Origin of the sequence: Mycobacterium sp. (genome assembly GCF_040509115.1) — a bacterium.
GTDB lineage: Bacteria > Actinomycetota > Actinomycetes > Mycobacteriales > Mycobacteriaceae > Mycobacterium.
The window spans coordinates 1-9,574 of sequence record NZ_JBEVLO010000259.1; the positions used below are offsets into that span (position 1 = coordinate 1).

General features: G+C 66.4%; 8 protein-coding genes and 1 pseudogene. 1 reads left to right on the top strand and 8 read right to left on the bottom strand.

The window, feature by feature from the left end; all coding sequences use genetic code 11:
* The 6 genes and pseudogenes from rpsN to ABW137_RS17540 all read right to left on the bottom strand — a co-directional run.
* A pseudogene (gene rpsN, locus ABW137_RS17515) lies at positions 1 to 111 on the bottom strand (type Z 30S ribosomal protein S14); the annotation flags it as partial.
* Between the two features lie 4 nt (positions 112 to 115).
* Positions 116 to 697 (bottom strand): 50S ribosomal protein L5, encoded by a 582-nt coding sequence (gene rplE / locus ABW137_RS17520; RefSeq protein ID WP_526402219.1) that lies wholly within the window; start codon positions 695 to 697, stop codon positions 116 to 118.
* Between the two features lie 2 nt (positions 698 to 699).
* Positions 700 to 1,017: a 50S ribosomal protein L24 gene (rplX, locus tag ABW137_RS17525; RefSeq protein WP_526402221.1), complete on the bottom strand. Its 318-nt coding sequence runs from the start codon at positions 1,015 to 1,017 to the stop codon at positions 700 to 702.
* On the bottom strand, positions 1,018 to 1,386 hold the full coding sequence (rplN, locus tag ABW137_RS17530; protein WP_056557578.1) for a 50S ribosomal protein L14: 369 nt from the start codon (positions 1,384 to 1,386) through the stop codon (positions 1,018 to 1,020).
* 254 nt (positions 1,387 to 1,640) lie between these two features.
* Complete coding sequence (locus tag ABW137_RS17535) at positions 1,641 to 2,516, bottom strand: formylglycine-generating enzyme family protein (RefSeq protein ID WP_526402223.1); 876 nt, start codon at positions 2,514 to 2,516, stop codon at positions 1,641 to 1,643.
* Between the two features lie 44 nt (positions 2,517 to 2,560).
* Positions 2,561 to 4,909, bottom strand: coding sequence for an arylsulfatase (locus tag ABW137_RS17540; RefSeq protein WP_526402225.1), 2,349 nt, complete (start codon positions 4,907 to 4,909; stop codon positions 2,561 to 2,563).
* Between the two features lie 368 nt (positions 4,910 to 5,277).
* Between ABW137_RS17540 and ABW137_RS17545 the strand changes: the two genes are divergently transcribed.
* Entirely contained in the window at positions 5,278 to 5,994 is a 717-nt protein-coding gene (locus ABW137_RS17545) for a TetR/AcrR family transcriptional regulator (RefSeq protein WP_526402227.1), read from the top strand.
* Positions 5,995 to 5,998: 4 nt separating this feature from the next.
* Here the strand turns inward: ABW137_RS17545 and ABW137_RS17550 are convergent, their stop codons facing one another.
* Both ABW137_RS17550 and ABW137_RS17555 read right to left on the bottom strand, forming a co-directional pair.
* Positions 5,999 to 7,750, bottom strand: a complete 1,752-nt coding sequence (locus ABW137_RS17550) for a diguanylate cyclase domain-containing protein (protein ID WP_526402229.1) — start codon at positions 7,748 to 7,750, stop codon at positions 5,999 to 6,001.
* A 118-nt stretch (positions 7,751 to 7,868) separates the two neighbouring features.
* Positions 7,869 to 9,128 carry a sensor domain-containing phosphodiesterase gene (locus ABW137_RS17555; protein ID WP_526402231.1) on the bottom strand — a complete coding sequence of 420 codons (1,260 nt, stop codon included), beginning with the start codon at positions 9,126 to 9,128 and terminating at the stop codon, positions 7,869 to 7,871.
* Positions 9,129 to 9,574 lie beyond the last annotated feature (446 nt).

The window sequence follows — 9,574 nt, forward strand, 5'->3', positions numbered from 1 at the left end:
GAACTTGCGGTACACCGCGTGGGGACGCCCGCACTTGTTGCACCGGGTGTAACCGCGCACCTTGAACTTGGGCGTCTTATTGGCCTTGTTGACCAGAGCCTTCTTTGCCATCTTCTCAGTTCTCCTTGAACGGGAAGCCAAGTGCACGCAGGAGCGCGCGGCCTTCGTCGTCGGTCGTCGCCGACGTGACGACGGTGATGTCCATACCCCTCGGCCGGTCGATGCTGTCCACGTCGATCTCGTGGAACACCGACTGCTCGGTCAGTCCGAAGGTGTAGTTGCCGCTGCCGTCGAACTGCTTGGGCGACAGGCCGCGGAAGTCGCGGATACGCGGAAGGCTGATCGACACGAGCCGGTCGAGGAACTCCCACATGCGGTCGCCGCGCAGCGTCACGCGGGCGCCGATCGGCATGCCCTCGCGCAGCTTGAACTGGGCGATCGACTTGCGGGCCTTGCGGATCTCGGGCTTCTGGCCGGTGATCAGCTGCAGATCGTTGACCGCGCCGTTGATCAGCTTCGCGTCGCGGGCGGCGTCGCCGACACCCATGTTCACGATGACCTTGACCACGCCGGGGATCTGCATGACGTTGTCGTACTTGAACTGCTCGTTGAGAGCGCCCTTGATCTCATCGCGGTAGCGCTGCTTGAGACGAGGCAGCGTCTTCGCCGACTGCTCTGCGGTTTCTGTCGTCGTCATCTCTAGATGTCCTTGCCGTTCTTCTTCGACACGCGGACCTTCTTGCCGGTCTCGTCGTCGAAGCGATAGCCGATGCGGGTCGGGTTGCCGTCGGAGTCGACGACCATCACGTTCGAGACGTGGATCGGAGCCTCCTGCGTGACGATGCCGCCCGAGGAGGCACCGCGCTCGTTCTGCGAGACGGCGGTGTGCTTCTTGATGCGGTTGACGCCCTCGACGAGCACCTTGTCGCGGGCCGGGTAGGCCTGAAGGACCTTGCCCTTGGCACCCTTGTCCTTGCCGGAGATGACGAGGACGGTGTCACCCTTGTGCACCTTCATTTACAACACCTCCGGGGCGAGCGAGACGATCTTCATGAAGCGCTTCTCGCGAAGCTCGCGACCGACCGGTCCGAAGATGCGGGTGCCGCGCGGGTCGTTGTCGGGCTTGATGATGACGGCGGCGTTCTCGTCGAACTTGATGTAGCTGCCGTCGGCGCGGCGGCGTTCCTTGACGGTGCGGACGATGACGGCCTTGACGACCTCGCCCTTCTTCACGTTGCCGCCGGGAATGGCGTCCTTCACAGTGGCCACGATGACATCGCCGATGCCGGCGTAGCGCCTACCCGAGCCACCGAGCACGCGGATGCACAAGATCTCCTTGGCGCCCGTGTTATCGGCGATCTTGAGCCGCGATTCCTGCTGAATCACTAGATCTCCTCGATTCGTGTGCACGACAAGCAGCACTAAACTGCTCGACGTACGCGGTCTTTGTCACCCAAGGGCACGCAGGGTGTCCGATTCCATCGAAGTCGAGGGAAACGGCCACCGAGGTCTGCCCAAGGCAACCCCTACATAGTAGGCGAGCACGGGAAATGCACCAAATCGCGCTCCCACGGGTGAGCGCGCATGTCCATCGCCGACCCGCCTTCTCTAGCGGAGTCGGCGCGCGCTCGGACTCGAAGTTACCCGATTACGCAGCGGAAGCCGATGTGCGTGGTGGCGCTGTCCTGAGATTGCGATGACCTGGCGGCGGGCCGGAAGCGGTGGCAATACTCCGGTGCGCAGAGGTGCGATCCGCCCTTCAGGGTTTGGTTGACGTGCGGATCTGGGTCTTGGGACGGCGGGCAGCAGCCCGCAGCGCCCGTGGTGTCGTGATGCGCCGAGTAGCGGGTGGTCGTCCACTCCCAGACATTGCCGATCATGTCGAGCAGGCCGAATGCGTTGGCAGGAAACGTGCCGACGGGTGACGTGCCGACCCAGCCGGCCGCCCCGGTGTTCTCGTACGGAAAGCGGCCCTGCCAGGTGTTGGCCATCAACTGGCCGTCGGGTGCCGGCTCTTCTCCCCATGGGTACGTCGTGGCGGCACCACCGCGGGCGGCATACTCCCATTCCGCCTCGGTGGGGAGCCGCCGGCCCGCCCACTGCGCATAGGCGGCGGCGTCGACGTAGGACACCTGCACGACGGGGTGGTCGAGACGGTCGTCGATTCCGCTGCCCGGCCCGAAGGGCCGCCGCCACGACGCACCGGGCGCCCAGTCCCACCATTGGCGCCAGTTCCTCAGATCGACCGGACCCGGGGTGGGGCGGAAGACCAGCGCGCCGGGCAGAAGATCCGCCTCGGCCACGCCCGGGTAGAGCGAGGGGTCCAGCGGCCGCTCGGCGACGGTGACGTACCCGGTCTCGTCGACGAACTCCGCGAACTGCGCGTTGGTGACCGGGTGACGTTCGACCGCTAGGGCGGGCACCGTCGCGGTGTGCTCGGGTGCCTCTTCGGGATAGAAGTGCGTCGAACCCATCCGGAAGGGTCCGCCGGGCACCTCGACCATCTCGGTCAGCATGGGGTTCACGGTAGGCGAACGCGGCCCAGGGGCCCGTGCCGCCGTCAGTCCTTCGAGAACGCCCGGGCGAACTCTCGTTCCACGTCCAGGTACGGGGTACCCGAGACGTCCACGACCACCTGGGCGATGGTGCCGCCGGTGAAGGAGAAGGGCGCCTTGTAGCTGCCCGAGACCGCCTGCCCGTCATTGCGGCCCACCGCGATCCCACCACCCGCCAGTCCGAACATGCCGGGGTGCGTTCGCACGCCGACGGTCGTGGCGACGGTGTCGCCGTCGACGTGCAAGGACACGTCTCCCAGCGGGGTATGACTGCCCTCGACCGTCCCGGTGCGGTCGTACCGGACGCCGAAGACGTGACGGCCCAGGGGAATTGGATCGGGTGAGGAGGTCTTCTGCTCGTCCTCGCCCATGAAGTTGTAGACGTAGTGCAATCTTCCGTCCTGTACGAACAGCACGTGGCCGCCGTGCCCGGCGCCGTGTTTGAACAGGACGCCCTCGGCGCCGGTGCTGTCGACGGTCACCTCGGCGAGCACCGAGAAGGACTGGCCGCGAAGCTCGACGGCCGCGCCGATGCCGACCTCCGCAGTCCCCGGGTAGTAGGTGAAGGTCTTGCGGTCGGCGGCCAGCGTGGGCCTCCACCGCGACAGCGTCTCCAGCATGTCGAGATCGCCCAGCGGAAGGCCGTTGTACTTGTCGGCCTCCGCGAACCACAGCGCCTTGAGTTCCTCCAGCTTCTCGGGCTGTTCGGCGGCGAGGTCGTGGCACTGGCTGCGGTCGGCCTCGATGTGGAAGAGCTCCCAGCGGTCGTCGCCGAAGTGCGACCAGCCCGCTGGGCTCGCCGCGTGCACGGTGTTGGCGAACCAGCCGTCATGCCAGATGCCCCTGGTGCCAAGCATCGTGTAGAACTGCGTGTCCTTGCCGGTGTCGGCACTCGAATCAGCCAGCGCCGCCTTGAAACTCACTCCGTCGAGCGGCTTCTGGGGAATTCCCCCGACCTCGTCCGGGGGTTCGATGCCGAGAAGGTCGTAGATGGTCGGCGTGACGTCGCAGACGTTGACGTAGTTGTCGCGGACCTCGCCGTGCGCGGCGATCCCCTTGGGCCAGGAGATGATCGCGGTGTCTGCGATGCCGCCCTCGTGGGAGGCGTAACGCTTGAACAGCTTGTAGGGCGTGTTGAATCCCATCGCCCAGCCGATCGGATAGTGGTTGTAGGTCGCCGGGCCACCGAGCTGGTCGTAGAACCGCATGTTCTGGTCGACGGTGTCGATGTAGCCGTTGAAGAACTTGACTTCGTTGACCGAGCCGTTGGGTCCGCCCTCACCGCTCGCGCCGTTGTCGGAGATGGTGACGATGATCGTGTTCTCGAGCTGACCGGATTCCTCGAGGTAGTCCAGGATGCGCCCGATCTGCGCGTCGGTGTAGGACAGGAACCCGGCGAACACCTCGGCCATCCGGCTGAACAGCCGCTTCTCCTCGTCGTTGAGCGTGTCCCACGGCCGGACGGTGTCCTGGTAGGGCCACGGTTCGCCGTTGGGTCCGGTCACGTCGAGATACGGGTTCATGGGCGACATTTCGGTGTCCTGCGGGACGATGCCGAGCTTCTTCTGGTTTGCCAGCGCGATGTCACGGTAGGCCTCGTAGCCCATGTCGAAGCGACCGGCGTACTTGTCGGCCCATTCCTTGAACACGTGGTGCGGCGCGTGGCCTGCGCCAGGGCACAGATAGGTGAACCACGGTTTGTCGGGCGCGATCACCTTGGCGTCGCGAATGAACTCGATCGTCTTGTCCGCGAGATCCTTCGACAGGTGGTAGCCGTCCTCGGGAGCGGCTGGTGGTGCCACGGGGTGGTTGTCGTAGACGAGCTCGGGGTACCACTGGTCGGTCTCGCCGCCCATGAATCCGTAGAACCGCTCGAACCCTCGACTCAGGGGCCAATGCCGTTTGGTGGCAGCCAGATTGGACTCCTCCAGCGGGGTGAGGTGCCACTTGCCGACACAGTAGGTGTTGTAGCCGTGCTCAGCCAACACTTCGGACAGCAGTGCGGTGTCGTTTGGGATCCGGCCGTTGGAGTTCGGGAAGCCGTCGGTGAACTCCTCGACGGTTGCCATCCCGACCGTGGTCGCATTGCGGCCGGTGAGCAGTGAGGCCCTCGTTGGCGAACACAGTGCGGTGGTGTGGAACTGCGAGAGACGTACACCGCGTTCGGCCAACCGACTCATCGCGGGCATCTCGACCAGCCCTCCGAAACAGTCCCACGTCGCAATGCCGGTGTCGTCCCAGACGAGGTAGAGGACGTTTGGAGCACCCTCCGGCGCCGTCGGAGCGGCGTAGGGCCCCCAGTCGGGCTCGGAGTCGCGGATGTCCACTTCGATCTTGCCGTTGAATTCGCGCATCGCGGCCCCATTTCGACTTCGGGTCGCCGCGTTCTCGACGACGGCAGGAGACTACCCCGCCGTAGTGTGCTGCACCTGAGGAATTGCCGATGGCGACACTTCGGACCGCGAAGACCGGGTCAGCCACCAGGGCCAGGCGTCAAGACGTGCGACGAAACTACGGCAAGTGCCGCTCGTCTCCGTCAAAGGCGTTGTCCAGGAAGGGATGTAGCGCGCCAACGGGATCGGTGCCGAAAGCGTCGTTCGAGGACCCCGCGACGGCGACCGCAGAGGCGGTGGCAAACGCACGACCCGACCTCGATGCGGATGCCAATCGCACCAGCGTATGGCATACGCTAGTCCCCGCGCTGCGATATCGTCGAACAGCGATGAGCAGCCACGACCAGGACGAACCCCCGCTGACGCGCGCCCTCGGACACCTCTGGCGCGCACCCCGCCCCGCGCGGCGCTCGGGCGGGCTCTCCGTGGACCGCATCGTCGCGGCCGCGATCGAATTGGCCGACGCCGACGGCCTGACCGCCCTGTCGATGGCCAAACTCGCCCAACGCCTCGGCTGCGGCACGATGTCGCTGTACCGCCACGTATCCAACAAGGACGAGTTGGTGACCTTCATGCTCTCGTCGGTGGCGGGGCCGCCACCCGTACCGGCGCGCGACGCCAATTGGTCTGATGCACTGACGGTTTGGGCCAATGGACTCTGGGATGTCTTGCTCCGCCACCCGTGGATCCTGCAGACCGCGTCATCGGGTCCGCCGACCGACCCCGGCCAGTTGTCATGGTTGGACGCCGGCCTGGCTGCGCTAGGGACCACGGGACTCACCGAGCAGGACAAGCTTCGCGCGGTGATGGCCGTGCTGCACTACGTCCGGGGTGCGGCGGCACTGGCGACGGAGGCGGGCTCGATCCCCGAACCGAGCTACGCCGGTCTCCTCGGACGACTCGTCGACGCGCAGCGCTTTCCCGCCCTGGCCGCCGCGTTGGATGCCGGTGCTTTCGACGGCGCCAGCGGTGATCCACTGACCGAATTCCATTCCGGCTTGCGGCAATTGATCGACGGCGTGGCCGTCAGAGTCGTCGGGCGGTGAGAGCTCACCGCACGTTGCCGTCGGTCGATCGCGACGCCCGATGCTGGCCGTTGCGTGCTTCTGCGTTGCGGTCGCCATCCAGCACCCTCTTCGGCCCCGTCCCGGCCACTCGTCCGATCCGCCGTCGCCGCCTGGCCTTCGCCTCATACATCGCCGCATCCGCATCACGCAGGATCTCCATGGCGGAGCGCTGATCGTCCGGCGCGACGGCCGTGACCCCGATGCTGGCCTGGGTGCGCACCGTCGCGGCGCCGAGCGTCATCGGCTCGGAGAGACCATGTTCGAGCCGTCGGACGAAGTCGGCCAGCTGCGAGGGTCCGACGTCCCCGGTGACCAGCGTGACGAATTCGTCCCCACCGAGACGGCCGACCACGTCACGCGGACCGACCGAGGAACGCAGACATTGTGCGACGCTCTGCAGGAGTTCGTCGCCAGAGTCGTGGCCGAGCGAGTCGTTGATCGCCTTGAGGTTGTCCAGATCGATGAACAGTACGGCGCCCAGCCGACGATCGCCCTGTGCGCGCAGCGAATCGGCGATCTGGTTGAGGACGGCGAGACGGTTCGGCAGGCCCGTCAAGGCATCGTGGCTGGCGCGGTAGGTCAAGCGTTCGCTGGCCACGCGCTCAGCGGTGATGTCGGAGAAGGACACCAAGATGGCCGTTCCGTTCCGGTGGTCACCGTCGAGTCGACGACTGCTCGCCCGCAGCCAGATGCGACGTCCGTCGGAACGGTCGATTCCGAAGACTTGGCCCCTGACCGCCTTTCCGGTCGTGATGGTGAGCCCGACGGGGTGCTCGTCGAGCGGTATCGGGCGCCGCTCCGAGTCGTACATGGGGAGGGCGTGGAGCGCGTGTCCATCGCCTGCCGTCAGGTCCGCCGCCGAGATGCCGAGGATCTTCTCTGCCGCAGGGTTTACCGACACGATGCCGCCGTTGCCGTCGACGACGAGGATGCCCTCGTCCAGCGAGTTGATGATCGTCCGTAGAAGTCGTTCAGTCTCGTGGGTTCTGGTCTGGTCGGCACACACGAGGGCGAACCCCATGTCGAGGGCGACCACCGACACCCGCACCATGACCGGTTGCCCGTCCGCAGTGCGGTGGGTGGCGTTCACCACTCCCCCGTTGGCGACCACGACGGCCGGATCGATGGCGGCCCCGACGGCCGCACTGATCGGAAGTGCAAGCGCATTCACCGCGGGACGCCGGTAGATGTTCTCGGCGGCGCGGTTCCACTTGGTGACCAACCCCGTCACCGTCGTCGCGATGATGCCAACGCCGACCCGGTCCACAAGGAGGGCCTGATCGCGAAGGCTCCGTTGGGCGGTCCTCATGAACGTCAGATCCCGCAGCGTCACGTGGTAGGAGGTGACACCACCCCAGGTGGTGAGCGCGGTGACGCCCTCGACGTTGAGGGTGGTGCCATCGAGTCGGACCAGGACCGCTTCTGCGGGTCGGGTGGCGTCTCCGTCGTTGCGCAGTGACGCGATTCGCGTGAGGACCGGTTCCACCGAGTCGGGATGGAGGAACTCGGTGATCAGGTGTCCGCGAACCTGGTCGGCGTACTGCGCGCCCAACCACCGCACGGCCGTCGCGTTGGCATAGACCACGCGACCGTCGCGGTGCACGACGATGCCGTCGGGACTGCGGTCCACCAGGCGCCGAAACGGTGCGTCGCCAAAGCCGCCGTCCTCGCGGTCGGCGCCAACATCGCGACGGGTTGTGCCGTCGTAGTTGGCGTGGCTGTCGGGATCGATCATCGACTTCAGATGTCCGGGTCGTTGCCGTCACGTCGAGAGGAACGCCGGGCGGGCAGTGCGTCCGGGTGCCACCCGCGCAGGGCGATGGCCGTCGCGTGGAGATGGCGGGGTCGTGTCATCACGGCACCCTGTTCAGCAGTGCGCACGCCGATGCCGTGACGATCGTGCGGTCGTGGGTGACGACGAAGTCGAACTGACGATCGGCTTCCGAAGTAGCGGGAAGGTCGGTGCGCTCGCGGGCGATGAGGGCGGCCGCGGTGTGAGGGCCGAGAATCAACACGATCCATTGCGCGCCGAGCGGATCGGCGGGACTCAACGAGACCGCACGCACGCCCGACGATGGTTCGGCGGCCACGCCGCGGCTGAACACGGCGACGAGCGGGCTGGTGGCGGCCAGTGCGGTGTAGCGGGCAAGGGTGGGCGCGCCGAAGTGCAGCCGGTCCTGGCAGGCGGTGAGAAGCATCGGTGTGTCGGCGGACGAGTGCGCCTGCTCCTCGAGGTGGCGCGAGATGCCGATCAGCGTCTGTTTGGTAGCCGTGCGCAGCGACGGATGGTCGGCGATCACCTCGAACGGCGTCTGGAACGGGCCCCTTGGGCCGCAGGCCACCGTCGGCGCCGACCAGGCCGCGGTCGTGATCTCCGACGGCAACGGCGCGGGCTTGCCGAACAGGAAGCCCTGCCCAAGGGCAGCCCCCCACGCGAGGGCCTGCTCGAGGTGTTGGTCGGTCTCGATGCCCTCCGCGATGATCAGCGTCCCCCTGCGCTCGCGGTGCGCCATGATCGCCGCGCCGGCTTTCGCGGTGGCGGCGGTGGGCCTGGCCTGCACCAGTGGCATCGCGAGCTTGATGACTTCCGGGCACACGATGTCCAAGAGTGCCAACGACTCTGGGTTCACGCCGACGTCATCGAGTGCGATGGCGATTCCGTCGGCCCTGAGTGCCTCCACCTTCCTCATCAACGTCGGCAGGTTGCCAAGCAGATTGCGTTCGGTGAGCTCGAACAGCAGGGCGAACTTGTCGTGGCCGCGCTGCAAGATGTCACTGTCGGCGCGCCTCGTGTAGTCGCTGGCGGGTTCGGAGTTGACGCCGAGCAACGCACCCTCGCTGAGCCCGCCGCGCAACGCGCCGTCGACGGCGAGGTCGATGCAGACCCTGTCCAGCTGGGTCACCTGGTCGGTCGCTGCCGCGTAGGCGAATACCGACTGTGGCCCGAGATGCGGCTGCTTGGGCCAGCGTGCCAATGCCTCGAATCCAACGGTCGCTCCGGTGGGCAACGACACGATGGGCTGAAAGACGGGCGCCACGCCGACACCCGTCACGGCGTCGTCGAGGTCGCGGTGCCGGGCGTCCGTTTGCGGCTGCGCCCCGTTACCGAGCATCCGTGATCCGCCTTCCTCGACTGCCGGTCGCCGGAGGGCGCCGATTTCCCAGCGGCCCCCCACCGGGCAAGAGAGCGTCGTCGCCCTCGACCGGCGGCGAACCACTCGCCGAATCCGCATAGTTAATTTCTCAAACTCGGAGCAGAGGAATCATAGCGGCCAAATCGCGCCAGACCGACAGCGACATCGCGTTGCTCGCCAAAAAATAATTCGACGTTTTCGTCCACAAAAGCCCGGTTTATGTCAGCAGCACCGTTTGCCAGATTGTCGAGGCCGGTCCGCCAGGATCGGCGCTGTGCGCGCATGGGTGCAGATCCAGCAATTGACGCCGATGTCGGATCGGTGAGGCGACCTACGCGCCACTACCCGGGCGGCGTCACCCGGTCGATCAGTCGATCCGGATGCGCCGCAAACGACGAAATCGCCCGGTCCGTTGGAACGGACCG